Raw genomic sequence first — 25,172 nt, forward strand, 5'->3', positions numbered from 1 at the left:
TCCGTCATCAACAACGGGTGTTGTAAGGTCATGGCAGGCCTGATATAACTGCTGCGCGGTCGCGTTGTGAAGGATTCAGGCGCGATATAAATTATAAAGAGAGGAAGAGAACAGTGAATAAATCTCAACTGATTGACAAAATTGCTGCGGGTGCTGATATTTCTAAAGCTGCAGCTGGACGTGCGTTAGATGCCTTAATTGCTTCTGTTACTGAATCTCTGCAGGCTGGGGACGACGTTGCACTGGTAGGTTTCGGTACTTTTGCTGTTAAAGAGCGTGCTGCCCGTACTGGCCGCAACCCTCAGACCGGTAAAGAGATCACCATTGCTGCTGCTAAAGTGCCGGGTTTCCGTGCAGGTAAAGCGCTGAAAGACGCAGTAAACTGATTGCTTTCCCGTTTCAGGGAAGCCGGAAAGTACAAGGGCGCATCATTTGATGTGCCTTTTTTGTTTGTCCAGACCTGATTTGTGCGAGTTTATGCGAGTTGTGGGCTGACAATCGCCCCGTTTTCTTGTCACAATACGCCTTCACGCGCGACGGGCAGGATTTTCCGTCAGCGTCAGGTAACCAGTCACCTACAGCGGAGTGTTGTTACACCATGATGGACAGCTTACGCACGGCTGCTAACAGTCTCGTGCTCAAGATTATTTTCGGTATCATTATCGTGTCGTTCATATTGACCGGCGTGAGCAGTTACCTTATTGGCGGTGGCGCAAACTACGCCGCAAAAGTGAATGGCCAGGAAATCAGCCGTGGTCAGTTCGAGAATGCTTTTGCCGGTGAACGTAACCGTATGCAGCAACAGCTGGGCGACCAATTCTCTGAACTGGCGGCAAACGAAGGGTACATGAAGACCCTGCGCCAACAGACACTGAACCGTCTTATCGACGAAGCGCTGCTCGATCAGTATGCCAAAAAACTGGGCCTTGGCATCAGCGATGAGCAGGTGAAAAAAGCCATCTTCTCCACGCAAGCCTTCCAGTCTAACGGTAAATTCGACAACGCGCGTTACAACAGCATCGTCAATCAGATGGGGATGACGGCCGATCAGTACGCTCAGGCGCTGCGTAACCAGCTGACCACCCAGCAGCTCATCAATGCCGTCGTGGGCACCGATTTCATGCTCAAAGGTGAAACGGATGAACTGGCCGCGCTGGTGGCGCAGCAGCGTGTTGTTCGCGAAGCGACCATTGATGTGAACGCCCTGGCGGCGAAACAGCAGGTAAGCGATGCTGACGTTAACGCTTACTACGAGCAGAACAAGAATTCCTTTGTTTCTCCAGAGCAGTTCCGCGTGAGCTACATCAAGCTGGATGCGGCCGCGCTGCAGGAAACCGCTTCTGATGCTGAAATCCAGTCTTACTACGATCAGCATCAGGATCAGTTCACTCAGCCGCAGCGTAACCGCTACAGCGTGATTCAGACGAAAACCGAGGCCGATGCTAAAGCGGCGCTGGATGAGCTGAACAAAGGCGCTGATTTCGCGACCGTTGCGAAAGCGAAATCCACCGACATTATCTCGGCGAAAAACGGCGGTGATATGGGCTGGCTGGAAGACGCGACCACCCCTGACGAGCTGAAAAATGCCGGTCTGAAAGAGAAAGGCCAGCTTTCTGGTGTTATTAAGTCTTCCGTTGGTTTCCTGGTCGTTCGCCTGGACGACATCACCGCGGCGAAAACCAAGCCGCTGGCTGACGTTCGCGATGATATCGCGGCGAAAGTGAAACAGGAAAAAGCGCTGGATGCCTACTACGCGCTGCAGCAGAAGGTGAGCGATGCCGCCAGCAACGACAACGAATCTCTGGCAGGTGCAGAGCAGGCGGCCGGCGTGAAGGCGGTTGAGACGGGCTGGTTTGGTCGCGACAACCTGCCGGAAGAGCTGAACTTCAAACCGGTTTCCGATGCCATCTTCAACGGTGGTCTGGTGGGTGAGAACGGCACGCCGGGCAGTAACTCTGACATCATTACCGTCGACGGCGATCGTGCGTTTGTGCTGCGCGTCAGCGAACACAAGCCAGAAGCGGTCAAACCGCTGGCGGAAGTGAAGGATCAGGTTGTCGCTCAGGTTAAGCACAACAAAGCGGAACAGCAGGCGAAACTGGATGCTGAGAAGATTCTGTCCGATCTGAAAGCGGGTAAAGAAGACGCGCTGAAAGCGGCTGGCCTGAGCTTCGGTGAAGCGAAAACGCTGAGCCGTACCGGCCAGGACCCAATCAGCCAGGCCGCGTTTGGTCTGACGCTGCCTGCAAAGGACAAGCCAAGCTTTGGTACCACCACCGATACGCAGGGTAACGTTGTTCTGCTGGCGCTTGATGAAGTAAAAGCCGGCACCCTGCCAGAAGCGCAGAAGAAAGCGATGGTTCAGGGAATTACCCAGAACAATGCCCAGATTGCCTTCGAAGCCATGATGAGTAACCTGCGTAAAGAAGCCAAAATCAAGCTGGGTGATGTCATGACTCAGCAGCAGTAATTACGTGTCTGCTCGCAGATTTTCGTAACGCTCTGCAAAAACTAAAGGCCGCTTTCGCGGCCTTTTCCATTTCTGCAATCTGCTGTTTGTGCCGGTTTTATCTGGTGGCTATTGTGACCTGGCTGTCAACAAACAAGGAGATACAGCATGAAATGTGGAATCAAAGCACTGTTAATTACGCTGGCTATTGCCACCACCGGGATGAGCGCGGGTGCGATGGCCTCGGCCCCCGCCGCCAAAACACAAGCTACCCAGAGCAAGTCCGACGCGGCAGCGCCGGCGCAAGGGCAAACCAAAGCGACAGACGCCGGTAAAAATGCGGATGATGACGGTACGCGGGTCAGTATCAATTCGGCCTCAGCGGAAGATCTCGCCCGCGCGATGAATGGTGTGGGCCTGAAAAAAGCGCAGGCCATCGTTAGTTACCGCGAAGAGTATGGTCCTTTCAAAACGGTCGACGATCTCAAGCAGGTGCCGGGCATGGGCAGCGCGCTGGTTGAGCGCAACCTCTCACACCTGACGTTGTAATTACGCAATTTCTTGCACTGCGGCAAAATTTTGCCAGGATAAAGAGGTCATACCAGTTATGACCTCTCTTCCTACAATAACAGTAAAGGCTATTGCGCTATGCAGACAAAAATCAAAGTACGCGGTTTTCATCTCGACGTTTATCAGCATGTGAACAACGCTCGCTATCTTGAGTTTCTTGAAGAAGCGCGCTGGGACGGACTGGAAAATAGCGAAAGCTTTCAGTGGCTGACCGCGCACAACATCGCGTTTGTGGTCGTCAATATCAACATCAACTACCGCCGTCCGGCCGTGCTGGGTGATGTGCTCACGGTCACCAGCCAGGTGCAACAGATCAATGGCAAAAGTGGGGTCTTAAGCCAGGTGGTGACGCTCGATCCAGAAGGGCAGGTGATCGCAGATGCGTTGATCACGTTCGTCTGTATCGATCTGAAAACGCAGAAAGCGCTACCACTGGAAGGGGAATTGCGGGAAAAGCTGGAGTTGATGATCGCATAGAAAGTTTGTCTTTTATAAAAGACAAAAGGATTTTTCAGGGATAGAATAATGGACAGGGACTATGTTGTTGAACGCTACCGGACCCGTGACGGGAAAGTACCGTTTGAGGAGTGGGTTGCCAGAATGAATCGAAAGGATCCGGATATGGTTTTCCGGATCCTTATGCGGATTAACCGTGCGATAAAACGTAATTTTGGCGATTACCGGTATCTCAGGGAAGGTGTTTGGGAGATGCGAGTCGACAGTGGCCCCGGCTACAGGATCTATTTTTCAGTAGAGAATCGGCAGGTTTTATTGTTACTGATCGGTGGTGACAAAAAGAGCCAAAAAGCAGATATCAAACTGGCAATAAATTACTGGAAAGATCGTCAAACAAAAGGACATTCCAATGAGCGCCGCTGAACGAAAATATTCGAGCTCCGTTAGCCACCATGATGCTGTTGTGAAAATGCTGAGAGAGAATCCTTCCTACGCTCAGCGTTATCTGCAAACAGCCCTGGAAGAGATCTATGAAGACCAGGGGATCCCCGCCTATCTCATTGCACTCCGTCAGGTCATTGAAGCGCGAGGCGGTATTGGAGAAATTTCTGCCAAAGCAGGTCTGTCCCGTCAGCAGCTATACCGAACCCTATCAGACAACGGCAACCCAACGCTGACAACGCTGATGAAAGTCACCCGTGCTGCCGGTGTGAAACTGTTCGACAGCACGGTCAAGTAGCCCTATTTAAGTCCGGTTTTTTTCTGCATCACGGCCATCACGCCGGATTTATCGGCAAGATAGTGGTTTAGCCCGTTAGCGCGCAGATTACAGGCCGCGCACTGGCCGCAACCGTCGCCTTTGATGCCGTTATAGCAGGTGAGCGTTTCGCTGCGAACAAGGTCCAGCTTGCCCCAGTAGTCCGCCAGCGCCCAGGTTTCGGCTTTATCCAGCCACATGAGCGGAGTTTCAAAGCGCGTCTCTTTCGCCATCCCCAGATTGACGGCGTGGTTTAAGGCTTTCACGAACTCATCACGACAGTCCGGGTAGCCGGAGAAGTCGGTCTCGCACACGCCCGTTATCACCGCTTCGGCTTTTACCTGGTAGGCGTAGATCGCCGTCAGGGTCAGGAAGAGGATATTACGGCCCGGCACGAAGGTATTTGGAATGCCGCTGGCATCGGGTTCGTAGTCTGGTACAGGAATACTGTCGCGGGTGAGGCTGCTCACGGCCAGTTCATTTAACAGCGTAACGTCCAGCACCTTGTGCGCGCGTGCGCCCAGTTTCAGGGCTAATTCACGAGCAACGTCGATTTCAGCGCGATGACGCTGACCATAATCGAAAGTGACACAGTGAACTTCATCGTACTGATGAAGGGCCTGGACCAGGCAGGTAGTTGAGTCTTGTCCTCCGCTGAACACGACGACGGCACGTTTCATAAATCATCTCGACTGTTACGGTAAAAACGTTATGTTACCGTCTGACCACGACGGCGACCAGCTTCTTCACGATTTGGGCGCGGGCAGCCAGGCTTCGGTAAAGTCAAACCAGCCGCGGGTATTGAGGCGTATACCATTCACGCCAGGTGGAGCACTGATTTGGTATTGATAATTAAAGAGTGGCGTCAGCACCGCACTCTCCATTAACCGGTTAAAGATGGCTTGCAGTCCCGCGTGTCTATCCCGAGCCTGGGCCTGAGTCTGTACCGCATCCAGCGTCGCTTGCAGATGAGCGTAAGCCGGAGCGCTAAGAACGTGCGGCCAGAGGGCATCGCAGCGCAGCCACTGTTCAAGCGTATATTCCGGCGCTTCGCCAATCAGCCTGTCCCCCATCATGATGTCTGCATCGGCAAGCTCCAGGCATCCGCCCCACGTCTTGGCGTCGTGAAAGATGACGGTCAGTTCACACCCCTGCAGCGCCAGGTATGCCTTCAACTGGCTGGCCATGGTGTGAAGCTCAACAGGGAGATGGTAAACCAGCGTCAACGCTTCAGGGAGGGTTACGTCCGATAAATCAGGCCATTCGGGGATGGTCCACCCGGGAAGCAGTTCCTGGGTGGGCGTGATAAGCCCTTCGTTTAGCGGAAGTGTGTGGAGAAGCCTGGAGAGATGAATGATATTGATAAGCCGCTTTGCCTGGATCTCACTCAGGCGCGCGCTCTGTTTTAGCGTGAGGTAACAGAACCCCAGGCTGGTGCTGCTGCTTACCAGCCGCAGACTTTCCAGCTCGTCAGCCTCGCCGATCGCGATTTGCACCGGGTGGCGACAGCTGGTACCCAGCCTGTAATCAAAAAGCTGGGGGGTGATCCAATATTCGATGGCTTTGAGCAGCGGATGGCTCAGGTGATACTCCTCATGGCTTTCCAGACGAACCAGGTCGGACTCAAAGGCAGCCAGCCGAAACGGGCCACTGCCAACCGCAGGATGGTCGGGATGCGCCAGACGGCTACAGTAGGTTGCCAGCCTGTGCGGCAGCCAGTAGTCAGGTTGGTGCAGCGTAAACGTCAGACACTGTGGATGCGTTGTTTCAATACATAAGACGCTCTGAAACAGAGTGCGCAGGGCGGGAAGCGTCAACAGTGCTGTTAGACTTCGCTGGAGTTGCGCCGTTTCTATTTTATCGCCGTTATGCCAGTGCAGGGTGGAGCGAATGTAGAAATGCCAGCGCAGGCCGTCATCAGAGACATCCCAGTGATGCGCCAGATCGCCCGTGGGTTCACTGCTGTTACCGTTAAAACGCGTCAGGCCTGAGAAGACCTGTCCCGCCAGATGCTGCTCTGCCCGGCCCGGTAAAAACCCCGGCTGAAGCGGCTCCAGGGAGCGATAGTAGGGTATGCGCAGCGTCGGCGTGTCGTTTTGCCACTGCCCGCCCAAAAAAGGATGCAGTAATGACCGCAGCGCTTCAGGGGCAAGCTGGGCCAGTTCCAGCGCGTTATGCTGCTGCCCGCTTTTCAGCGCCTCTTCCATCATCGCATTGCGCAGTGACTCCGGGGCGACATGGAACGTTAGCTCACCGCGCTTACCGCGGCCAGACTGCGCGCGCCAGCTGAGCCAGCCCGCCTCCTGAGCCTGGCGCAGCAGGGTTCGGACATGCCGCTCGCTACAAAAACAGCGGGCGGCCAGCTCGCTGATGGTGACCTGTTGCGTTGCGCCCTGAGAAGGCTGCCAGAGGCGGTGATACTGGTTGAGTCGATTGAGCTGGCGCATAAGAAACCCGGAACAATAATTTTCATCTATTCACTATTACTTCCGTATATCTCACACGATACTGTTGCACAAGTTAACCGCATCACATTTCGGGAGTAATCATGGCTCGGCTCGCTGCATTTGATATGGACGGTACGCTGTTAATGCCGGATCACCGTTTAGGGGAAAAAACCCTGAACACGCTGAAGCGCCTGCGCGAGCGTGATGTCACCCTGACGTTTGCCACTGGCCGCCATGTGCTGGAGATGCGCCATTTGCTGGGCGCGTTTTCCCTCGACGCCTTTCTCATCACCGGCAACGGGACGCGAATTCACTCCGTAGAAGGGGATGTGCTGCACCTCCAGGATCTCAACCCGGAAGTCGCGGATATCGTGCTGCACAGCACCTGGGACACGCAGGCCAGTATCCACGTTTTTAACGATCGGGGCTGGTTTACCGGACGTGAAATTCCTGAACTGCTGCACGCGCATGTATACAGCGGTTTCAAATATCAGCTTATCGATCTTCGACGGATCCCCGCCCATGCGGTAACCAAGATCTGCTTCTGCGGCGATCATGACGATCTGTCCCGCTTAAGGATTCAGCTGAATGAGGCGCTGGGCGACCGGGCGCATCTGACCTTCTCGGCGGAGGATTGTCTGGAAGTGCTGCCGGTGGGCTGTAACAAAGGCTCCGCTCTGGCGGTGCTGAGCGACCACCTGGGCTTAACGCTTCAGGAGTGTATGGCGTTTGGTGACGCCATGAACGACCGCGAAATGCTGGGTAGCGTAGGTCGCGGTCTGATCATGGGGAATGCGATGGCGCAGCTGAAAGCTGAACTTCCTCATCTGCCGGTTATTGGCCACTGCCGCAATGAAGCAGTGTCCCATTTTTTGACGCATTGGCTGGACAACAACAATCTCCCGTATTCCCCCGAATAGTGAGACCCTTCCAGCAAGCCAGACTTCGGTCTGGCTTTTTTTATTTCACCAGGTCTGCAATCTGTGCTTTCCACGGGGCGATATCGCCGATGTTGGCCTGCACCCACTCCGCGTTATAGTAAGTTTCAAGGTAGCGCTCGCCGCTGTCGCACAGCAGCGTGACGATGGAACCGGTGCGCCCCTCTTCGCGCATACGGGCGGCAAGCTGCAGTGCGCCCCACATATTTGTGCCCGTTGATGCGCCCACTTTGCGGCCCAGCTGCGTTTCCAGCCAGTGCGCCGTTGCCACGCTTGCGGCATCCGGCACGCGCATCATCTCATCCACGACGTCGGGGATAAAAGAGGGCTCCACGCGCGGGCGGCCAATCCCTTCAATTTTACTGCCCACCGGGCTGCGCAGAGCGGCATCGCGATTTTGCCAGTAGTCGAGGAACACGGAGTTCTGCGGGTCAACCACCATCAGTTGGGTATCGTAGCCCTGACAGCGAATGTAGCGTCCAATCGTGGCTGACGTGCCGCCGGTACCGGCGCTCATGACGATATAGGACGGAACCGGATGCGGTTCGTGGGTCATCTGGCGGAAAATACTGTCGGCAATGTTGTTATTGCCGCGCCAGTCCGTCGCGCGCTCGGCGAAGGTGAACTGGTCCATATAGTGGCCGTTCAGCTCGCGGGCCAGCATTTCGGAGGCGGCGTAGATTTCGCAGGCGCTTTCCACAAAGTGGCAGCGTCCGCCGTAAAATTCGATCTGTTCGATTTTGCGTTTTGCGGTGCAGGACGGCATCACCGCGATAAACGGCAGGCCCAGCAGGCGGGCGAAATAGGCTTCGGACACCGCCGTTGAACCGGATGAAGATTCAATAATAGTGGTGCCTTCTTTAATCCAGCCGTTACATAAACCGTATAAAAACAGCGAGCGCGCCAGGCGATGCTTCAGGCTACCGGTGGGATGGGTGCTTTCATCTTTCAGATAGAGCTGAATGCCGTCAAATCCCGGCAGGGAAAGGCGAATCAGGTGCGTATCCGCCGAGCGCTGATAGTCGGCATTGATTTCGCTGATCGCATGTTTAACCCAGGTGCTATTCATCATCGTTATCCGTTTGTCATTTTGTGCCTAGGATAGCGAAAAGCACAGAAAAAATTGTTGCTATCTGGCCTTTAAAATAGAATGAAGAGAGAAAAATTTTCTCTGTGAGGTGGGTATGCTAGATAAAATTGACCGCAAGCTCCTTTCATTGCTGCAAAATGACTGTACCCTCTCTTTGCAGGCGCTGGCAGATGCCGTTAATCTGACCACCACTCCATGCTGGAAGCGCCTTAAGAAGCTGGAAGATGACGGCATTCTTCTGGGGCGCGTCGCGTTGTTAGATCCCGAAAAACTGGGGCTTGGGTTGACGGCATTTGTGCTGATAAAAACCCAGCATCACAGCAGCGAGTGGTATTGCCGCTTCGTTACTCAGGTGTCTGAGATGCCCGAGGTGCTCGGTTTCTGGCGTATGGCCGGAGAGTATGATTACCTGATGCGCGTCCAGGTGGCCGACATGAAGCGCTATGATGACTTCTACAAGCGGCTGGTGAACAGCGTACCGGGTTTGTCGGACGTCACCTCAAGCTTCGCCATGGAACAGATTAAATACACCACAGCATTACCCATTGAATAACTTCGTAAAATACCTTCAGGAACAAACCGCGTGCGATTATTTGCCCAATTAAGCTGGTACTTTCGTCGGGAGTGGCAACGCTACCTCGGTGCAGTCGCCCTGCTTATTATTATTGCCATCCTGCAGCTGATCCCGCCGAAAGTGGTGGGGTACGTCGTTGATGGCGTCACCGAACAGCATTACACCACCGCACGGGTGTTGATGTGGGTCGGCACGCTGGTGCTGACGGCGGTCATTGTTTATCTGCTGCGCTACGTCTGGCGCGTGCTGCTGTTTGGTGCGTCCTATCAGCTGGCCGTTGAGCTGCGTGAAGATTTTTACCGCCAGCTGAGCCGACAGCATCCCGAATTTTATCTGCGTCATCGCACCGGGGATCTCATCGCCCGCGCGACAAACGACGTCGATCGCGTGGTTTTTGCCGCCGGGGAAGGGGTGCTGACGCTGGTGGACTCGCTGGTGATGGGATGTGCGGTGCTGATCGTGATGTCCACGCAGATCAGCTGGCAGCTGACCCTGCTCGCCCTGCTGCCGATGCCGATCATGGCGCTGGCGATCAATCGCTATGGCGAACAGCTGCACGAGCGCTTCAAGCTGGCGCAGGCGGCGTTTTCGTCTCTGAACGATCGCACCCAGGAGAGCATGACCAGCATCCGCATGATCAAAGCGTTTGGCCTGGAAGACCGGCAGTCTGCGCTGTTTGCCGCCGATGCGGCAGACACCGGGGCGAAAAACATGCGCGTCGCGCGCATTGATGCGCGATTTGATCCGACGATTTATATCGCAATCGGCATGGCAAATATGCTGGCCATTGGTGGCGGAAGCTGGATGGTGGTGCAGGGCACGCTTACCCTGGGGCAATTGACCAGCTTTGCGATGTATCTGGGGCTGATGATCTGGCCGATGCTGGCGCTGGCCTGGATGTTTAACATCGTGGAGCGCGGCAGCGCTGCCTACAGCCGCATTCGCGCCATGCTGGCCGAAGCGCCGGTGGTCATCGACGGTAGCGAAGCCGTGCCGGAAGGACGCGGCGTCATGACCGTCGACGTCCGCAAGTTTGTCTATCCGCATACGGAGCATCCGGTGCTGGAGAACGTCAGCTTTACCCTGCAGCCAGGGCAAATGCTGGGCATCTGCGGCCCGACGGGATCCGGCAAAAGTACGGTGCTCTCTCTGCTTCAGCGCCACTTTGACGTCACCGAGGGCGATATCCGCTTCCACGATATTCCCCTGACCAGACTGCTGCTGGATGAGTGGCGCGGTCGCCTGGCGGTCGTCAGCCAGACGCCGTTTTTATTTTCAGACACCGTGGCGAACAACATTGCCCTGGGACGCCCCGGAGCGACGCAGGACGAGATTGAACATGTGGCGCGTCTGGCCAGCGTACATGATGATATTTTGCGTCTGCCGCAGGGGTACGAAACGGAAGTCGGGGAACGTGGCGTCATGCTGTCCGGGGGACAAAAACAGCGCATCTCCATTGCCCGCGCGCTGCTGCTGAATGCTGAAATTCTGATCCTGGATGATGCGCTTTCCGCCGTGGACGGCCGTACCGAGCATCAGATCCTGCATAACCTGCGCCAGTGGGGCGACGGACGCACGGTGATTATCAGCGCCCACCGTTTGTCGGCGCTCACCGAAGCCAGCGAAATTGTGGTCTTACAGCACGGGCACATTGCCCAGCGCGGGCAGCATGAAATGCTTGCCGAGCAGCCGGGCTGGTATCGCGATATGTACCGCTATCAACAGCTTGAGGCGGCGCTGGACGATGCGCCTGAGCAGGATGAGGAGACCGCCAGTGCGTAAGCTTGGAACGATGTGGCCGACGCTCAAACGTCTGCTGGCCTACGGCTCACCGTGGCGTAAACCGCTCTCCGTGGCCGTGCTTCTACTCTGGATAGCGGCGATTGCTGAAGTGAGCGGTCCGCTGCTCATCAGCTATTTTATCGACAACATGGTCGCCAAAAGCTACCTTCCGCTGGGGCTGGTGGCGGGCTTAGGCGTGGCCTACGTTGGCCTGCAGCTGGCGGCGGCAGGGCTGCACTATGCTCAGTCTCTGCTGTTTAACCGCGCAGCCGTGGGCGTCGTTCAGCAGCTGCGTACGGATGTGATGGACGCGGCGCTTCGCCAGCCGCTCAGCGAGTTTGATATCCAGCCGGTCGGGCAGGTGATTTCGCGCGTGACCAACGATACCGAGGTGATCCGCGATCTGTACGTTACCGTGGTTGCGACGGTGTTACGCAGCGCGGCGCTGATTGGCGCGATGCTGGTGGCGATGTTCAGCCTCGACTGGCGCATGGCGCTGGTGGCGATCACCATCTTCCCGGCGGTGCTGATTGTCATGGTCATTTACCAGCGCTACAGCACGCCAATCGTGCGTCGGGTTCGCGCGTATCTGGCCGACATCAACGATGGCTTCAACGAAGTGATCAACGGCATGAGCGTCATCCAGCAGTTCCGCCAGCAGGCCCGCTTTGGCGAACGCATGGGAGAAGCCAGCCGTTCGCACTATATGGCGCGTATGCAGACGCTGCGGCTTGATGGTTTCCTGCTGCGTCCGCTGCTGAGCCTTTTCTCGGCGCTGGTGCTTTGCGGGCTGCTGATGCTCTTTGGGCTGAGCTCAAACGGTACGATTGAAGTGGGCGTGCTGTACGCCTTTATCAGCTATCTCGGGCGTCTTAACGAGCCGCTGATAGAGCTCACCACCCAGCAATCGATGCTGCAGCAGGCAGTGGTCGCCGGGGAGCGCGTCTTTGAGCTGATGGACAGGCCGCGCCAGGCCTACGGCAATGACGAGCGGCCTCTGCAAAGCGGGACTATCGCCTTTGATAACGTCTCGTTTGCCTATCGCGAAGACCGGCTTGTGCTACAGGACATCACGCTTGACGTTCCGTCGCGCGGTTTTGTGGCCCTGGTGGGGCATACCGGCAGCGGTAAGAGTACGCTTGCCAGCCTGTTGATGGGCTATTACCCGGTCACGCACGGTGAAATCCGCCTCGACGGGCGCCCGCTCGCGTCTCTCAGCCACACCGTGTTGCGTAAAGGCGTCGCGATGGTGCAGCAGGATCCGGTCGTGCTTGCCGATACCTTCTACGCCAACGTGACCCTGGGGCGAGACTACTCGCAGGAGCAGGTCTGGGACGTGCTGGAAAAAGTGCAGCTGGCAGAGCTGGCGCGCGGGTTTAGCGATGGGATCAATACCAAACTGGGCGAGCAGGGGAACAATCTCTCCGTCGGGCAAAAGCAGCTCCTGGCGCTGGCGCGGGTGCTGATTGAAACGCCGCAGATTCTGATTCTGGATGAAGCCACGGCCAGTATTGACTCCGGTACCGAGCAGGCCATCCAGCAGGCGCTGGCCGCGGTACGCGACCATACGACGCTGGTAGTGATTGCCCACCGTCTTTCCACCATCGTTGATGCCGATACCATTCTGGTGCTACACCGCGGACAGGCCGTTGAACGCGGTACGCACCGTGAACTGCTGGAAGCAAAAGGTCGCTACTGGCAGATGTACCAGCTGCAGCTGGCGGGCGAAGAGCTGGCGGCCAGCGTGCGTGATGAAGAGTCGCTTAGCGCCTGATGCACCAAAATGAGGCGACGCGCTAACAGTCATTCCTGTTGGTGCAAAACTGAAACGCACCGTGCACCGGCATGGTGCGTTTTTTTTCGCTTGTTTGTTTATTACGGCTGCGTAATGCTCTGTGCGCCGCCGTTCCCCCTCGTTTTCATTTCTGGCACACCCCTTGCAATACCTTCTGCGTAAGCTGCGGCCATTACCGAATTCTGACTGGAGGGGATCTATGAAGCTGGTTACGGTTGTAATCAAACCATTCAAACTCGAAGACGTGCGTGAAGCGTTGTCTTCAATGGGTATTCAGGGACTGACTGTCACCGAAGTGAAAGGCTTTGGTCGTCAGAAGGGTCATGCCGAGCTTTATCGCGGGGCGGAATACAGCGTTAACTTTCTGCCAAAAGTAAAAATTGATGTCGCGATTGCTGACGATCAGCTTGATGAAGTCATTGATGTCATTAGCAAAGCGGCCTATACCGGCAAAATTGGCGACGGCAAAATTTTCGTTGCCGAACTGCAGCGCGTCATTCGCATCCGTACCGGCGAATCTGACGAAGCGGCTCTGTAAGTAACTCCTGGCACACAGTGATAGGGATCGAGAAAATGAAGATAGCAACACTCAAAACGGGTCTGGGTTCGCTGGCGCTGCTGCCGGGCCTGGCGCTGGCTGCTACCCCAGCGGTGGTCGACAAAGCCGATAACGCCTTTATGATGATCAGCACCGCGCTGGTGCTGTTCATGTCAATTCCGGGCATTGCGCTGTTCTACGGCGGCCTGATCCGTGGCAAAAACGTTCTCTCCATGCTGACGCAGGTTGCCGTGACGTTCGCACTGGTCTGCGTGCTGTGGGTGGTTTACGGTTACTCGCTGGCGTTCGGTACGGGCAACGCGTTCTTTGGTAACTTCGACTGGGTGATGCTGAAAAATATTGAGCTGACCGCGCTGATGGGCAGTTTCTATCAGTACATCCACGTTGCGTTCCAGGGCTCCTTCGCCTGTATTACCGTCGGGCTGATTGTGGGCGCGCTCGCCGAGCGTATCCGTTTCTCTGCCGTGCTGATCTTCGTGGTGGTCTGGATGACGCTCTCCTATGTGCCGATTGCGCACATGGTCTGGGGTGGCGGTCTGCTGGCAACGCACGGCGCGCTGGACTTCGCGGGCGGTACCGTTGTTCACATCAACGCCGCGGTAGCGGGCCTGGTGGGTGCCTACCTGATTGGCAAACGCGTGGGCTTCGGTAAAGAAGCGTTCAAACCGCACAACCTGCCGATGGTATTTACCGGTACGGCTATCCTCTACTTTGGCTGGTTTGGCTTCAACGCCGGCTCGGCAAGTGCAGCAAACGAAATCGCCGCGCTGGCCTTCGTGAACACCGTTGTGGCAACTGCGGGTGCAATCCTCTCCTGGGTGTTTGGTGAGTGGGCGGTACGTGGCAAACCTTCTCTGCTGGGTGCCTGTTCGGGGGCCATTGCCGGTCTGGTTGGCATTACGCCAGCGTGTGGTTATGTCGGCGTGGGCGGTGCGCTGCTGGTCGGCCTGGTGTCCGGTCTGGCGGGTCTGTGGGGCGTGACCGCATTGAAACGTGTGCTGCGCGTTGACGACCCATGCGATGTGTTTGGCGTGCACGGCGTGTGCGGCATCGTGGGTTGTATCATGACCGGTATCTTTGCCGCGAAATCGCTCGGTGGCGTGGGCTACGCAGAAGGCGTGACCATGGTTCATCAGGTGCTGGTGCAGCTGGAAAGTATCGCTATCACCGTTGTCTGGTCTGCCGTAGTCGCTTTCATTGGCTATAAGCTGGCGGATATGACGGTGGGTCTGCGCGTACCGGAAGAGCAGGAGCGCGAAGGTCTGGACGTCAACAGCCACGGCGAGAATGCGTATAACGCATAATAAACAGCAAAACGGCAACTTCGGTTGCCGTTTTTAATGTTTATTCCCTCTCCTCGCGAGAGATAGTCAGGGTGAGGGCATCAGGCCGTACACAATCACCCGCGATTACGCATCACCCCTTCCTGCACCGTAGACGCGACCAGCACGCCATCCTGAGTATAAAACTCCCCACGCACAAACCCGCGCGCGCTCGACGCTGACGTACTCTCCACGCTGTAAAGCAGCCACTCATTCATGTTGAACGGACGGTGGAACCACATAGAGTGATCGATTGTCGCGACCTGCATTCCTTTTTCCAGGAAACCTACCCCGTGCGGCTGCAGCGCCACCGGCAGGAAGTTGAAATCTGACGCATAGCCGAGTAGATACTGATGCACGCGGAAATCTTCCGGCACGGTCCCGTTGGCACGGATCCAGACCTGGCGTTTCGGCTCGGCGGTATGGCCTTTCATCGGGTTGTGGAACTCAACCGGGCGGATCTCCAGCGGCTTATCGCAGAGAAATTTCTCTTTGACCTGCGGCGGAAGCAGATGCGCCAGCGCGCGGGCGATATCCGTCTCTGATTTTAAAGAGTCGGGCGACGGAGCCGGGGGCATCACTTTTTGATGCTCGTAGCCGGGTTCCGGCGCCTGGAAAGAGGCGGTCATGTAAAAGATCGGCTTGCCGTTCTGAATGGCCGCTACGCGGCGCGCGCTAAAGCTGTTGCCGTCTCGCAGAACTTCAACGTCATACACAATTGGTTTTGCGCTATCGCCAGGGCGTAAGAAGTAGCTGTGGAATGAATGCACCAGACGGTCTGCCGGGACGGTCTCCTTTGCTGCGTACAGAGCCTGTCCGACGACTTGCCCCCCGAAAACCTGACGTAAGCCGAGATCTTCGCTCTGTCCGCGAAAGAGTCCTTCCTCAATTTTTTCCAGATTCAGTAATGTCAGCAGATTGTTCAGTGCCTGACTCATAGTTGTCCTCAATAAACGCCGTAGCGAAAGATAGGCAGAGTATAACGCAGAAATGAAAGTGGTCGGATGGGTAGAATAATCTGAATATCGTGACGTTTTCAGGCATAAATCGGTGATCTGTGCCACACTTGGATACGTTATGTGATTGAAACGACATCGGATGGGATCGATCCCGCTGGTGCATTGATAAGGAGACTTCAATGAAACTCGTGCCTATGCTAGGTGGTGTAGCGATTGCGGTGGCGTTGTCCGCCTGTGCCGGTAAGAGCGCCCAGGTGCCGGTACCAGCTGCAGACCCGAACGGGATTAATACCCTTTCGCAGCAATCCATTCAGCAGCCTAACGTTTCCGGTACCATCTGGATTAAACAGAGAGTTGCGTTGCCGCCAGATGCGGTATTAACCGTAACACTGTCGGATGCTTCTCTGGCTGACGCGCCGTCGAAAGTTGTGGCCCAGCGTGCCGTTCGTACTGAAGGCAAGCAGGCGCCGTTTAGCTTCGTGTTGCCGTATAACCCGTCGGACGTGCAGCCTAACGCCCGCATCCTGCTGAGTGCTGCGGTAACGATTAACGGTAAGCTGGTCTTTATCACCGATACGGTCCAGGAAGCGATCAACAACGGTGGTACCAAAATTGATCTGAACCTGGTGCCGGTGCAGCAGACCGAAGTCCCGATCGCACCGCAGACCAATCAGCCGTCCCTGCCAACCCCACCGACTCAGATGTAATGTCTGTATTGACCCCTCTCCTTCAGGAGAGGGGTCAATACACCCAGCGAAACTTTTGCAAATCGATCTGACCCGACCCCGACACCTGCACTCCCTCTGCAAGTAAAGCCTGACGCTGACGCTGGAGATCCGGTCCGGTGAGCGAAATGGCACCATGACGATTCACCACCCGATGCCAGGGCAGCGTACTGCCTTCCGGCAGTCGTTTCAGGACGCCTCCAACCTGCCGTGCCGCGCGCGGGGAACCGGCCAGACGCGCGACATCACCATAGGTGGTGACAAAGCCTTCCGGGATTGAGGCCACAATTTGCCATACGCGCTGTGGAAAGGAGTCGTGTTCGTCCATACCTTTACCTGTGGGGAGTTTATGCAAAGCTATGGTAAACGAAGATCGTCATGATTGCTGCGCCTGTTTGCGCAAGAAACCAGCATCCGGTTGCTGGTCGCTTGCAATTGGGCCTTAGCACAGGGATAATGCGCCAGCGCGTTGGTTATCAACGCTCTCAATGGGGGCTCTGTTGGTTCTCCCGCAACGCTACTCTGTTCACCAGGTCAGGTCCGGAAGGAAGCAGCCAGGGCAGACGACGTGTGTGCCGGGATGTAGCTGGCAGGGCCCCCACCCATTTGTGGCCTCATAAGAGTCTTCAGCTTCGCCTCTCCATTAAATCATTATCCCACAATAAAAATGCGCCTATATCGTGTAATATATATTTCATGGCACTGAAATAATATTGTCATAAACCTGTAATAATAGACTGTCATTTTATAATCGGACGGTTATTTTCTTCCACAACTCGAAAATATATATATCTGGATAATATTGTTAACTTCGTGTATTAAATAAAGTACTTATTCCGAAGGGAAGTGACAAACATGGCTACAGCGGTATTAAACGTTAAGATTGATGACGCGCTAAAAGAAAGGCTTCGCCACTATGCGGAAAGCAATAACGAGAATTTAAGCGTGACGACAGAGAAACTGCTGCTGCTGGCATTCGAAGCAGTAGAAGAGGCGGGAGTATCGGAAGAGGATATTGATAATCAGCATACGGAAGAAGAGAGTGTTTCTCCTTTTACTCCCAAAGAAATCAAGGCTCTACGTAAACTTCTGAAGAAGAGAAAATGAAACAACAACTGTCAACCGCCAGTGACTACAACGAGGCCTGCGATCTGTTGCGTTCAGGCTACGTGAAGCATGTACGTCTTGGCTGGAATGTTGGAAGCGATGAGTTCTTTCGTATTGCGTCTGACTGGTGTGATACCGGTGCAAAAATAAAGAAAGACGGTGATAACTTCGTTATTTCACTAAAAGGCTTTCCTATTCCTCCTCAGCATTAAAACCTGACCAGTGAAAACTGCTGATTGCATATGTTACAGTCAGCAGTTTTTATTTTATGATCTGCTTCAAATATTCTAATATTAGATCACGCTGCGTTTTAACGATGGCACGTTTTTATTCAGGGCGAGCCATAACGGTTTGATCCTCAGCAATGCCTGCTCAAGCTCTGTCGATTCCAGCGAGAAGGGCATACGTAAATAGCGGTCAAACGCCCCCGATAAACCAAATCGCGTACCGGTCCCCAGATTGATCCCCAGAATTTCAGCCCGCGCAGCAAGCTGTGTCGCCAGCATGCCCGGGAGTTCTATCCAGTAAGAGAGCCCGCCTTCCGCCTCGTGGAATTTCCACTCCGGGAAATGTTCGCGCAGCAGGTCACCACAGCGATCGCGCCGTTCCGCCAGCATCTTCCGGCGTGCGGGCAGAAACGTCTCGCTGTTATTAATGAGCCACTGCATTGCCAGCTGTTCGAGCAGCGGCGAGCCTAAATCCAGGGTATCCCGCGTCTGGGCAAGGGTGGCGATGATGCGCGATGAGGCACGGATCCAGCCGAGACGCAGCCCGCCCCAGAAGCTTTTACCGGCAGAGCCTAAGGTGATGACGGTGGCCTGCGGGTTAAAGGCAGCCAGCGGCGGCGGGGGAGGCGCATCAAACCAGAGATCCACCATCGTTTCATCCACCACCAGCGCCGTGCGGGTTTGGGCTGCAATATCCGTGATGGCCTGACGGGTGGCGATATCCATACAGCGCCCGGTCGGATTATGAAAATCAGGCATCAGGTACGCCAGGCGCGGCGCCGTCTGGGCAAGCGTTGCGGCAAAGCCATCCGTATCCCAGCCGGTTTCCGGCAGCGACACTCCTACGGGCCGACACTGCGCCCCCTGAATGGCGGCAATCGCCAGCGGATAGGTGGGATGATCGACCACGACGCGGTCCCCCGGTCCGGTCATCATTCGCAGTACCAGCGCAAAGCCGCTGACGGCACCATTGACGACCATCACTTCGTCTGCGCGGGTGGGAAGACCCCGCGCGGTATAGCGCGCTGCGATGGCCTCCCGCAGCGTCGGTAGCCCTAGCTGATCGTAGCCCGTTAGCGAGAGATGCGGGGTAATGGCCGTGAGCGCATGGGTATAAGCCTGATGGATCTCCGGCCCGGCATTGAGGGCGGCAGTGGAGAGATCCAGTGCGGCGCTCGCCGCGGAAAGAGTGGGAACGGCGCGCGTGTCCGGGAGAATGACCCGCGACCCGCTGCCGTGGCGGCTTTCAAGATATCCCTCTTCACGCAGGTGGGCGAGCGCGCTGCTGACGGTGGTACGGCTCACGTCCAGCGCCGCGGCCAGCTCACGCTCGCCCGGCAGCCGCGTATTCAGTGCCAGCCGTCCATCAAGGATTAATAGACGCAGCGCGTCGGCCAGCTGTCGCCAGAGCGGGGTGCGGGATGAGGCTTGCTGCCAGTGGCCTAAAAGGCGTACCAGCGACTGGCTTCCGAAGCGACGTGATGACATATGCAGTCCACTATTTGAAAACTGGACATTAATCATAGTGCCATTTTAGGTCAGGATGAAAGCCTGGTTCACTGGAGAAGATAAAAATGGTACGTCGTCTGCTACAACTTTATGTCGGTTTAGGACTGTATGGCCTTTCCACCGCGATGTTCATTCGTTCCGATTTGGGTGTCGATCCCTGGGATGTGTTTCACCTCGGGGTGGGGATGCAGCTGGGGATGACTATCGGGACAGTGATCATTGTGACCGGCGCTGCGGTGCTGCTGCTGTGGATCCCGCTGCGCCAGATGCCGGGCCTTGGCACGATAAGCAATGTGATTTGTATCGGTCTGGCGGCGGACGCCAGCATGGCGCTTATCCCGGAGCTGGATTCGTTACCCGTTCGAATTGCTTTCCTGGTGTCGGGCATCGTGATGAACGCGATTGCGACCAGCATGTACATCGGGGCCGGTTTCGGACCAGGCCCGCGCGACGGCCTGATGACCGGGATTCACGCCCGGCTGGGGTGGTCCATTCGCAGCGTGCGTACCTCAATTGAGGTGTCCGTTCTGCTGATTGGGTGCGTGCTTGGCGGCACGTTTGGGGTGGGAACCGTATTGTATGCTCTGACCATTGGCCCGCTTATCCAGCTCTGTCTGCCCTGGTTCCGCCAGAAGCCGCGCATTGCGGAAATCCCCCAGCCGGAGCAGGTTGTTTAATTTTGCGAAGCGCTCACATGTTTTAACGGCGTCGCTGTGCCAGAATAGGCTCTTCGAAAATCGCGATGCCAGAAAGCATGAAAGCAATCACTCTCTATGATGTCGCCCTCCTTGCGGGGGTTTCTTACCAGACCGTTTCGCGCGTCATTAACGATGCGGAACATGTGTCTGCCCGCACGCGAGAAAAGGTGCAGCAGGCGATGGCGGAGTTGCACTACGTTCCAAACCTTCGGGCACAGCAGCTGGCGGGTAAACGCACTCGTTCGCTGGGCCTCATCACCACCGACCTGGCCCTGCACGCGCCTTCGCAAATTGTGTCGGCGGTCAAATCGCGTGCGGCGGAACAGGGGGCGAGCGTCCTGATTTCCATGGTGGAGCAACCCCAGCAGTGTCAGGCCGCGCTTCAGGCGCTGCTGGCACAGCGGGTGGACGCGTTGCTGGTGAACGTGCCGCTTGACGATCCGCATGCCGAAGAGCTTGGGGCGCTGGCGTCGCCCGTCCCGGTGCTGTTCCTCGATGTGGCACCCTCAGCGCGGGTAAACAGCCTCGTGTTTAACGCGGAGCAGGGGGCGCGTCTGGGCGTTGAGCATCTGCTTTCACTGGAACATCGGAATATTGCTCTGCTGAGCGGGCCGGAAAGCTCGGTCTCTGCGCGGGCGCGCCTGGCGGGCTGGAAAGCGACGCTGGCGCAGGCGGGTCTTAACGCGACGGCTGTGGCCTACGGTGACTGGAGCGCGGCCAGCGGTTATGAGAAGGGACACGTGCTGCTGTCGGGTGCGGCATTACCGGACGCGATTCTGGTGGCGAACGATCAGATGGCGCTCGGGGTGATGCGCGCCTGCGCGGAAAAAGGGATCGCGATCCCAGGCCAGCTTTCGGTGGTGGGGTTTGACGATACGGCCGACAGCGCATGGTTTTCCCCGCCGTTGACGACTATTCGTCAGGCGTTTCGCGAGGCGGGCGAACGCAGCGTGGAGTGGCTGCTGGCCCCCTCCGGGGACGAGGCGTGCTGGCAGGTTCAACTGCCGGTGACGCTGGTTACCCGTCATTCCAGCGCGCGCTGCAACCCGAAGCAGGCCGAACGCGAGGATCTGGCGCAGCAGCTCAGAAGCCTGGCACTGCTTGCCGAGCAGATTGCCCGCAAATAAAACTTTGTGATCGGACTCGCTACCCCGCGATTGAACGCTTTACCGTTGTCGGGTGCCAGGGCATGTTAACTAAAATTGTGAGCGCTTCGCAAAGAGGTTACTATGTCCACCACTTCACCGCTGACCCTCAGCGCCATTCTGGCCCGTCGGGACTGGGAAAATCCTGGCGTCACCCAGTGGAACCGTCTGGCCGCACACGCGCCGTTGCACAGCTGGCGCAATGAGCTTTCGGCCAGAGATGACGCCGGATCCGCCAGCAGACACGTTCTCAACGGGCTTTGGCAGTTTAGCTACTTTACCGCGCCGGAGCGGGTTCCTCAGGCATGGGTAACCGAAGATTGCGCAGATGCCGTTGCGATGCCCGTGCCGTCTAACTGGCAGATGCAGGGGTTCGACACACCCATCTATACCAATGTCACCTATCCCATTCCCGTTAACCCGCCTTTCGTGCCGCAGGAAAATCCGACCGGTTGTTACTCGCTCACATTTGAGGTGGATGACGCCTGGCTTCAGAGCGGGCAGACCCGCATCATCTTCGACGGCGTGAATTCGGCGTTCCATCTGTGGTGCAACGGTCAGTGGATGGGCTATTCCCAGGACAGCCGATTGCCCGCTGAATTTGACCTCTCAGGGGCACTATGCCCCGGGCAGAACCGCCTGGCGGTCATGGTATTGCGCTGGTGCGACGGCAGCTATCTGGAAGATCAGGACATGTGGCGCATGAGCGGCATCTTCCGTGATGTGACCTTGCTGCATAAACCCGAGACGCAGATTGCCGATTATCACGTGGTGACGGACCTGAATGCGGAGCTGGACCGCGCGGTGCTGAAGGTGGATGTCGCGCTGGCAGGCGCCAGCTTTGCGGACTGCGAGGTGGTCATGACCCTGTGGCGCAGGGGTGAAAAATGCGCCAGCGTTTCCCGGCGTCCGGGATCTGCCATCGTCGACGAGCGCGGCAGCTGGGCAGAGCGCTTAACGGCGTCGATCCCCGTTGACCAGCCCGCGCTCTGGAGTGCTGAAACGCCAGAACTGTACCGCCTGACGATTGCGCTTCTTGACCCGCAGGGTGAGCTGCTGGAGATTGAGGCGTGCGACGTTGGCTTCCGCCGCGTTGAGATCGGCAATGGCCTGCTGAAGCTTAACGGTAAACCGCTGCTAGTCCGCGGGGTTAACCGGCACGAGCATCATCCGGAAAACGGCCAGGTGATGGATGAAGCGACCATGCGCCGCGATATCGAAATCATGAAGCAGCACAACTTCAACGCCGTGCGCTGCTCGCACTACCCGAACCATCCCCTGTGGTACCGGCTTTGCGACCGCAACGGGCTGTACGTCGTTGACGAAGCCAATATCGAAACGCACGGCATGGTGCCGATGAGCCGCCTTGCTGACGATCCGCGCTGGCTGCCCGCCATGAGCGAGCGCGTGACCCGCATGGTGCAGCGCGATCGTAATCATCCCTCGGTTATCATCTGGTCTCTGGGCAATGAGTCGGGCCACGGCGCGAATCACGATGCGCTGTACCGCTGGCTGAAAACCACCGATCCTACGCGTCCGGTACAGTATGAAGGCGGCGGCGCGAACACCGCGGCGACCGATATTGTCTGTCCGATGTACGCCCGGGTCGATTGGGATCAGCCTTTCCCGGCAGTGCCTAAATGGTCAATCAAGAAATGGATCGGCATGCCGGATGAAACGCGCCCGCTGATCCTCTGTGAATATGCCCACGCGATGGGAAATAGCTTTGGCGGGTTTGCGAAATACTGGGAAGCGTTTCGCAGCCATCCTCGCCTGCAGGGCGGGTTTGTCTGGGACTGGGTCGATCAGGCCCTGACGAAACGGGACGAAAAGGGCAATACGTTCTGGGCCTACGGCGGAGACTTCGGCGATAAGCCGAACGATCGGCAGTTCTGTCTAAACGGGCTGGTGTTCCCCGATCGCTCGCCGCACCCGGCGCTGTTCGAGGCGCAGCGCGCCCAGCAGTTCTTTACCTTTACGCGGGTCAGCACCTCTCCGCTGGTGATTGAGGTGCAAAGCGGCTACCTGTTCCGCCATACCGATAACGAAGTGCTGAACTGGACGGTTGTCCGGGACGGGGACGTGCTGGCCGCGGGCGAGGTGACGCTCTCGATGGCGCCTGAAGGCACCCAGCGTCTGGAGATCGACCTGCCGGCGCTGAAAGCCGGTCCGGGTGAGGTCTGGCTTAACCTTGAAGTACGCCAGCCGCGGGCAACGCCGTGGTCTCCGGCTGACCATCGCTGCGCGTGGGAGCAGTGGCCGCTTCCGGCTCCCCTCTTTATTGCTCCCCCAGTCCCGGCGGGCGAGCCGCCGGTGTTAACGCAAAACGATCGCATCCTGGAGATCTCCCATCGTCAACAGCGCTGGCAATTCGATCGCGCAACCGGAAATCTGACTCAATGGTGGCGAAATGGCGTTGAAACGCTGCTTTCACCTCTGACGGATAACGTCAGCCGCGCGCCGCTGGACAACGACATTGGCGTGAGTGAAGCGACGAAGATCGATCCGAACGCCTGGGTTGAACGCTGGAAAGCGGCGGGCATGTACGATCTCACCTCGCGCGTTCTACACTGTCAGGCAGAGCAGCATGCGGGTGAAGTGGTGGTCACAACCCAGCACGTCCTTGAGCATCGCGGCAAAGCCCTGTTCATGAGCCGTAAAGTCTGGCGGGTGGACGAGCGAGGCGTTCTGCATGGCGATATTCAGATCGATGTTGCATCTGATATCCCGGAGCCTGCGCGCATTGGCCTGAGCGTTCATCTTGCCGAAACGCCGGAAAACGTTCACTGGCTGGGGCTGGGGCCGCATGAAAACTATCCGGACAGAAAGCTGGCTGCACGGCAGGGGCGCTGGACATTACCCCTGGCGGAGATGCACACGCCGTATATCTTCCCGACGGAAAATGGGTTGCGCTGTGATACGCGGGAACTTGTGGTGGGAGCGCATCAGTTGAACGGCTGGTTCCACTTCTCGGTGAGCCGCTACGGCCAGCAGCAGCTGCGTGAGACCACCCATCATCACCTGCTGCGGGAAGAGCCGGGATGCTGGTTCAATCTCGATGCGTTCCATATGGGCGTGGGCGGCGACGACTCCTGGAGCCCCAGCGTCTCGCCGGAATTCCTCCTGCAGACACGCCAGCTTCGCTATACCTTCAGCTGGCAGCAGAACCCTTAACTGACCATGAAGATGCGGCCACAGAGCGTGGCCGCAGTCTTACGCCAGAATGCCGCTCAGGCCATGCAGGCTCATGTAAATCCCTACTATGGTAATCAGCGCAGCGGAGATCCACGGCGCTTTACGGGAGAATTCGCTAAACCCGGGCCAGCGTTTGGTCGCGTGCTTGAGGCTTAAGGCGGCAATCGCGCCGGAAGCGACCAGCGTTAACGCCAGACCAATACTGAAGCTGAACACCAGCGTCGCGCCGAGGGCGAAATGCTTCAGCTGCAGGCAGATCAGCAGCACGGTGATGGACGCCGGACAGGGGATAAGCCCGCCGGTCAGGCCAAACATCACGATCTGTCCTGTGGTGACATTTTGACCGCTGAAGCGCCGGTTAATATCCTGCGCGTGAGCGCGCTGGTGGGCGTCCTGCCACTCTTCTTCAACCAGCGAGTGTTCGTGGTGATGATGATGATCATGATGGTGGTCATGGTCATGGTCATGGTCATGGTCATGGTGGTGGTGATCGTGGTCGTGATGATGATCGTGCGGCTGACTCTCTTTCCAGGTTCGCCACGCCATCCACAGGGCGATCGCAACGATCAGCACCCCGGAGATCAGCTGGAACCAGGGTTCGGACGTGTGCGCATCCCAGCCCCGACCAAACCATAGTCCCGCCATCGCAACGAGCCAGACCACCGCCGTATGGGAGAGCGTGGCCGCCAGGCCGAGCAGCACCGCCTGTTTCAGCGTGCCGCGGATGGCAACAATAAAGGCGGCCATCATTGTTTTTGAATGGCCCGGTTCCAGGCCATGCAGTGCACCGAGCAGGATAGCGCTGGGAACAAACAGCCAGGCGTTGCCCTGCTGAAGGAGTGAAGCAAAATCGGTCATGGGAAATTCC

The 25,172-nt window shown here is 56.9% G+C and carries 24 protein-coding genes, 1 other RNA gene and 1 pseudogene; 19 read left to right on the forward strand and 7 right to left on the reverse strand.

Annotated elements, in window-relative coordinates:
- Window positions 1–113 precede the first annotated feature (113 nt).
- The 6 genes from hupB (at window position 114) to ACOTZB_RS05870 (ending at window position 4,214) form a co-directional block, all read left to right on the forward strand.
- Window positions 114–386: a nucleoid-associated protein HU-beta gene (hupB, locus tag ACOTZB_RS05845; RefSeq protein ID WP_002444653.1), complete on the forward strand. Its 273-nt coding sequence runs from the start codon at window positions 114–116 to the stop codon at window positions 384–386.
- 212 nt (window positions 387–598) lie between these two features.
- Window positions 599–2,470 carry a peptidylprolyl isomerase gene (gene ppiD / locus ACOTZB_RS05850; RefSeq protein ID WP_033144773.1) on the forward strand — a complete coding sequence of 624 codons (1,872 nt, stop codon included), beginning with the start codon at window positions 599–601 and terminating at the stop codon, window positions 2,468–2,470.
- A gap of 147 nt (window positions 2,471–2,617) precedes the next feature.
- Window positions 2,618–2,998 (forward strand): helix-hairpin-helix domain-containing protein, encoded by a 381-nt coding sequence (locus ACOTZB_RS05855; protein WP_063439852.1) that lies wholly within the window; start codon window positions 2,618–2,620, stop codon window positions 2,996–2,998.
- 99 nt (window positions 2,999–3,097) lie between these two features.
- Entirely contained in the window at window positions 3,098–3,496 is a 399-nt protein-coding gene (locus ACOTZB_RS05860) for a YbgC/FadM family acyl-CoA thioesterase (protein WP_047650435.1), read from the forward strand.
- A gap of 48 nt (window positions 3,497–3,544) precedes the next feature.
- Window positions 3,545–3,898, forward strand: coding sequence for a type II toxin-antitoxin system RelE/ParE family toxin (locus ACOTZB_RS05865; protein WP_421626677.1), 354 nt, complete (start codon window positions 3,545–3,547; stop codon window positions 3,896–3,898).
- Window positions 3,885–4,214, forward strand: a complete 330-nt coding sequence (locus ACOTZB_RS05870) for an addiction module antidote protein (RefSeq protein WP_126329100.1) — start codon at window positions 3,885–3,887, stop codon at window positions 4,212–4,214. Before ACOTZB_RS05865 ends, ACOTZB_RS05870 begins: the two co-directional genes overlap by 14 nt.
- A 2-nt stretch (window positions 4,215–4,216) precedes the next feature.
- On the opposite strand, the gene queC is transcribed toward ACOTZB_RS05870, so the two are convergent.
- Both queC and ACOTZB_RS05880 read right to left on the reverse strand, forming a co-directional pair.
- Window positions 4,217–4,912 (reverse strand): 7-cyano-7-deazaguanine synthase QueC, encoded by a 696-nt coding sequence (gene queC, locus ACOTZB_RS05875; protein WP_047650436.1) that lies wholly within the window; start codon window positions 4,910–4,912, stop codon window positions 4,217–4,219.
- Between the two features lie 66 nt (window positions 4,913–4,978).
- Window positions 4,979–6,679 (reverse strand): SgrR family transcriptional regulator, encoded by a 1,701-nt coding sequence (locus ACOTZB_RS05880; protein WP_421626678.1) that lies wholly within the window; start codon window positions 6,677–6,679, stop codon window positions 4,979–4,981.
- 101 nt (window positions 6,680–6,780) lie between these two features.
- Here ACOTZB_RS05880 and cof point away from each other — a divergent pair, with 101 nt between their 5' ends.
- Window positions 6,781–7,599, forward strand: coding sequence for an HMP-PP phosphatase (cof, locus tag ACOTZB_RS05885; RefSeq protein ID WP_421626679.1), 819 nt, complete (start codon window positions 6,781–6,783; stop codon window positions 7,597–7,599).
- 40 nt (window positions 7,600–7,639) lie between these two features.
- On the opposite strand, the gene ACOTZB_RS05890 is transcribed toward cof, so the two are convergent.
- Window positions 7,640–8,689 carry a PLP-dependent cysteine synthase family protein gene (locus tag ACOTZB_RS05890; protein ID WP_421626680.1) on the reverse strand — a complete coding sequence of 350 codons (1,050 nt, stop codon included), beginning with the start codon at window positions 8,687–8,689 and terminating at the stop codon, window positions 7,640–7,642.
- A gap of 112 nt (window positions 8,690–8,801) precedes the next feature.
- Here ACOTZB_RS05890 and ACOTZB_RS05895 point away from each other — a divergent pair, with 112 nt between their 5' ends.
- The 5 genes from ACOTZB_RS05895 to amtB all read left to right on the forward strand — a co-directional run bounded on the left by ACOTZB_RS05895 (window position 8,802) and on the right by amtB (window position 14,721).
- Window positions 8,802–9,260 (forward strand): Lrp/AsnC family transcriptional regulator, encoded by a 459-nt coding sequence (locus ACOTZB_RS05895; RefSeq protein ID WP_023310581.1) that lies wholly within the window; start codon window positions 8,802–8,804, stop codon window positions 9,258–9,260.
- 30 nt (window positions 9,261–9,290) lie between these two features.
- A complete protein-coding gene (locus ACOTZB_RS05900; RefSeq protein ID WP_368526192.1) occupies window positions 9,291–11,063 on the forward strand; it encodes a SmdA family multidrug ABC transporter permease/ATP-binding protein in 1,773 nt (590 codons plus the stop codon).
- Window positions 11,064–11,073: 10 nt separating this feature from the next.
- On the forward strand, window positions 11,074–12,837 hold the full coding sequence (locus ACOTZB_RS05905; RefSeq protein WP_126329164.1) for a SmdB family multidrug efflux ABC transporter permease/ATP-binding protein: 1,764 nt from the start codon (window positions 11,074–11,076) through the stop codon (window positions 12,835–12,837).
- Between the two features lie 220 nt (window positions 12,838–13,057).
- A complete protein-coding gene (glnK, locus tag ACOTZB_RS05910) occupies window positions 13,058–13,396 on the forward strand; it encodes a P-II family nitrogen regulator (protein ID WP_008503304.1) in 339 nt (112 codons plus the stop codon).
- A gap of 35 nt (window positions 13,397–13,431) precedes the next feature.
- Complete coding sequence (gene amtB / locus ACOTZB_RS05915) at window positions 13,432–14,721, forward strand: ammonium transporter AmtB (RefSeq protein WP_023310584.1); 1,290 nt, start codon at window positions 13,432–13,434, stop codon at window positions 14,719–14,721.
- Between the two features lie 95 nt (window positions 14,722–14,816).
- On the opposite strand, the gene tesB is transcribed toward amtB, so the two are convergent.
- The gene (gene tesB, locus ACOTZB_RS05920; RefSeq protein WP_023334719.1) at window positions 14,817–15,677 is read right to left on the reverse strand and encodes an acyl-CoA thioesterase II; all 861 of its coding nucleotides are present in this window, start codon (window positions 15,675–15,677) and stop codon (window positions 14,817–14,819) included.
- A 200-nt stretch (window positions 15,678–15,877) separates the two neighbouring features.
- Here tesB and ACOTZB_RS05925 point away from each other — a divergent pair, with 200 nt between their 5' ends.
- Window positions 15,878–16,405: a YbaY family lipoprotein gene (locus ACOTZB_RS05925; RefSeq protein ID WP_421626681.1), complete on the forward strand. Its 528-nt coding sequence runs from the start codon at window positions 15,878–15,880 to the stop codon at window positions 16,403–16,405.
- A gap of 34 nt (window positions 16,406–16,439) precedes the next feature.
- On the opposite strand, the pseudogene ACOTZB_RS05930 reads toward ACOTZB_RS05925, so the two are convergent.
- Window positions 16,440–16,837: pseudogene (locus ACOTZB_RS05930) on the reverse strand (MGMT family protein).
- Window positions 16,838–16,921: 84 nt separating this feature from the next.
- Here ACOTZB_RS05930 and ffs point away from each other — a divergent pair.
- From ffs to ACOTZB_RS05945, 3 genes are all read left to right on the forward strand, one after another.
- An RNA gene (gene ffs, locus ACOTZB_RS05935) (signal recognition particle sRNA small type) lies at window positions 16,922–17,018 on the forward strand.
- 260 nt (window positions 17,019–17,278) lie between these two features.
- Window positions 17,279–17,530: a hypothetical protein gene (locus tag ACOTZB_RS05940; protein ID WP_126329096.1), complete on the forward strand. Its 252-nt coding sequence runs from the start codon at window positions 17,279–17,281 to the stop codon at window positions 17,528–17,530.
- Window positions 17,527–17,742, forward strand: a complete 216-nt coding sequence (locus ACOTZB_RS05945; RefSeq protein ID WP_023310588.1) for a hypothetical protein — start codon at window positions 17,527–17,529, stop codon at window positions 17,740–17,742. The genes ACOTZB_RS05940 and ACOTZB_RS05945 overlap by 4 nt, the downstream gene beginning before the upstream one ends.
- A gap of 81 nt (window positions 17,743–17,823) precedes the next feature.
- Here ACOTZB_RS05945 and ACOTZB_RS05950 read toward each other — a convergent pair whose 3' ends face one another.
- Window positions 17,824–19,245 (reverse strand): PLP-dependent aminotransferase family protein, encoded by a 1,422-nt coding sequence (locus tag ACOTZB_RS05950; protein WP_421626682.1) that lies wholly within the window; start codon window positions 19,243–19,245, stop codon window positions 17,824–17,826.
- Between the two features lie 86 nt (window positions 19,246–19,331).
- Here ACOTZB_RS05950 and ACOTZB_RS05955 point away from each other — a divergent pair, with 86 nt between their 5' ends.
- The 3 genes from ACOTZB_RS05955 (at window position 19,332) to ACOTZB_RS05965 (ending at window position 24,283) form a co-directional block, all read left to right on the forward strand.
- Window positions 19,332–19,943 (forward strand): YczE/YyaS/YitT family protein, encoded by a 612-nt coding sequence (locus ACOTZB_RS05955; protein ID WP_214576069.1) that lies wholly within the window; start codon window positions 19,332–19,334, stop codon window positions 19,941–19,943.
- 77 nt (window positions 19,944–20,020) lie between these two features.
- Window positions 20,021–21,091, forward strand: coding sequence for a LacI family DNA-binding transcriptional regulator (locus ACOTZB_RS05960; protein WP_421626684.1), 1,071 nt, complete (start codon window positions 20,021–20,023; stop codon window positions 21,089–21,091).
- A 102-nt stretch (window positions 21,092–21,193) separates the two neighbouring features.
- Window positions 21,194–24,283 (forward strand): beta-galactosidase, encoded by a 3,090-nt coding sequence (locus ACOTZB_RS05965; RefSeq protein ID WP_421626685.1) that lies wholly within the window; start codon window positions 21,194–21,196, stop codon window positions 24,281–24,283.
- 39 nt (window positions 24,284–24,322) lie between these two features.
- On the opposite strand, the gene ACOTZB_RS05970 is transcribed toward ACOTZB_RS05965, so the two are convergent.
- The gene (locus ACOTZB_RS05970) at window positions 24,323–25,162 is read right to left on the reverse strand and encodes a nickel/cobalt efflux protein RcnA (RefSeq protein WP_421626686.1); all 840 of its coding nucleotides are present in this window, start codon (window positions 25,160–25,162) and stop codon (window positions 24,323–24,325) included.
- Window positions 25,163–25,172: the final 10 nt, after the last annotated feature.

Source organism: Enterobacter cloacae complex sp. SHL020 (genome assembly GCF_049236945.1).
In the GTDB taxonomy this organism is placed as follows: Bacteria; Pseudomonadota; Gammaproteobacteria; order Enterobacterales; family Enterobacteriaceae; genus Enterobacter; species Enterobacter dykesii.

Coding starts and splice junctions, on each gene's coding strand:
- ACOTZB_RS05895 (WP_023310581.1), top strand. CDS start 8,802: ATGCTAGATAAAATTGACCGCAAGCTCCTTTCATTGCTGCAAAATGAC.
- ACOTZB_RS05925 (WP_421626681.1), top strand. CDS start 15,878: ATGAAACTCGTGCCTATGCTAGGTGGTGTAGCGATTGCGGTGGCGTTG.
- ACOTZB_RS05950 (WP_421626682.1), bottom strand. CDS start 19,245: ATGTCATCACGTCGCTTCGGAAGCCAGTCGCTGGTACGCCTTTTAGGC.
- ACOTZB_RS05870 (WP_126329100.1), top strand. CDS start 3,885: ATGAGCGCCGCTGAACGAAAATATTCGAGCTCCGTTAGCCACCATGAT.
- glnK (WP_008503304.1), top strand. CDS start 13,058: ATGAAGCTGGTTACGGTTGTAATCAAACCATTCAAACTCGAAGACGTG.
- ACOTZB_RS05880 (WP_421626678.1), bottom strand. CDS start 6,679: ATGCGCCAGCTCAATCGACTCAACCAGTATCACCGCCTCTGGCAGCCT.
- ACOTZB_RS05865 (WP_421626677.1), top strand. CDS start 3,545: ATGGACAGGGACTATGTTGTTGAACGCTACCGGACCCGTGACGGGAAA.
- ACOTZB_RS05905 (WP_126329164.1), top strand. CDS start 11,074: ATGTGGCCGACGCTCAAACGTCTGCTGGCCTACGGCTCACCGTGGCGT.
- ACOTZB_RS05860 (WP_047650435.1), top strand. CDS start 3,098: ATGCAGACAAAAATCAAAGTACGCGGTTTTCATCTCGACGTTTATCAG.
- ACOTZB_RS05965 (WP_421626685.1), top strand. CDS start 21,194: ATGTCCACCACTTCACCGCTGACCCTCAGCGCCATTCTGGCCCGTCGG.
- ACOTZB_RS05940 (WP_126329096.1), top strand. CDS start 17,279: ATGGCTACAGCGGTATTAAACGTTAAGATTGATGACGCGCTAAAAGAA.
- cof (WP_421626679.1), top strand. CDS start 6,781: ATGGCTCGGCTCGCTGCATTTGATATGGACGGTACGCTGTTAATGCCG.
- ACOTZB_RS05945 (WP_023310588.1), top strand. CDS start 17,527: ATGAAACAACAACTGTCAACCGCCAGTGACTACAACGAGGCCTGCGAT.
- amtB (WP_023310584.1), top strand. CDS start 13,432: ATGAAGATAGCAACACTCAAAACGGGTCTGGGTTCGCTGGCGCTGCTG.
- ACOTZB_RS05960 (WP_421626684.1), top strand. CDS start 20,021: ATGAAAGCAATCACTCTCTATGATGTCGCCCTCCTTGCGGGGGTTTCT.
- queC (WP_047650436.1), bottom strand. CDS start 4,912: ATGAAACGTGCCGTCGTCGTGTTCAGCGGAGGACAAGACTCAACTACC.
- ACOTZB_RS05855 (WP_063439852.1), top strand. CDS start 2,618: ATGAAATGTGGAATCAAAGCACTGTTAATTACGCTGGCTATTGCCACC.
- ppiD (WP_033144773.1), top strand. CDS start 599: ATGATGGACAGCTTACGCACGGCTGCTAACAGTCTCGTGCTCAAGATT.
- ACOTZB_RS05955 (WP_214576069.1), top strand. CDS start 19,332: ATGGTACGTCGTCTGCTACAACTTTATGTCGGTTTAGGACTGTATGGC.
- ACOTZB_RS05970 (WP_421626686.1), bottom strand. CDS start 25,162: ATGACCGATTTTGCTTCACTCCTTCAGCAGGGCAACGCCTGGCTGTTT.
- ACOTZB_RS05890 (WP_421626680.1), bottom strand. CDS start 8,689: ATGATGAATAGCACCTGGGTTAAACATGCGATCAGCGAAATCAATGCC.
- tesB (WP_023334719.1), bottom strand. CDS start 15,677: ATGAGTCAGGCACTGAACAATCTGCTGACATTACTGAATCTGGAAAAA.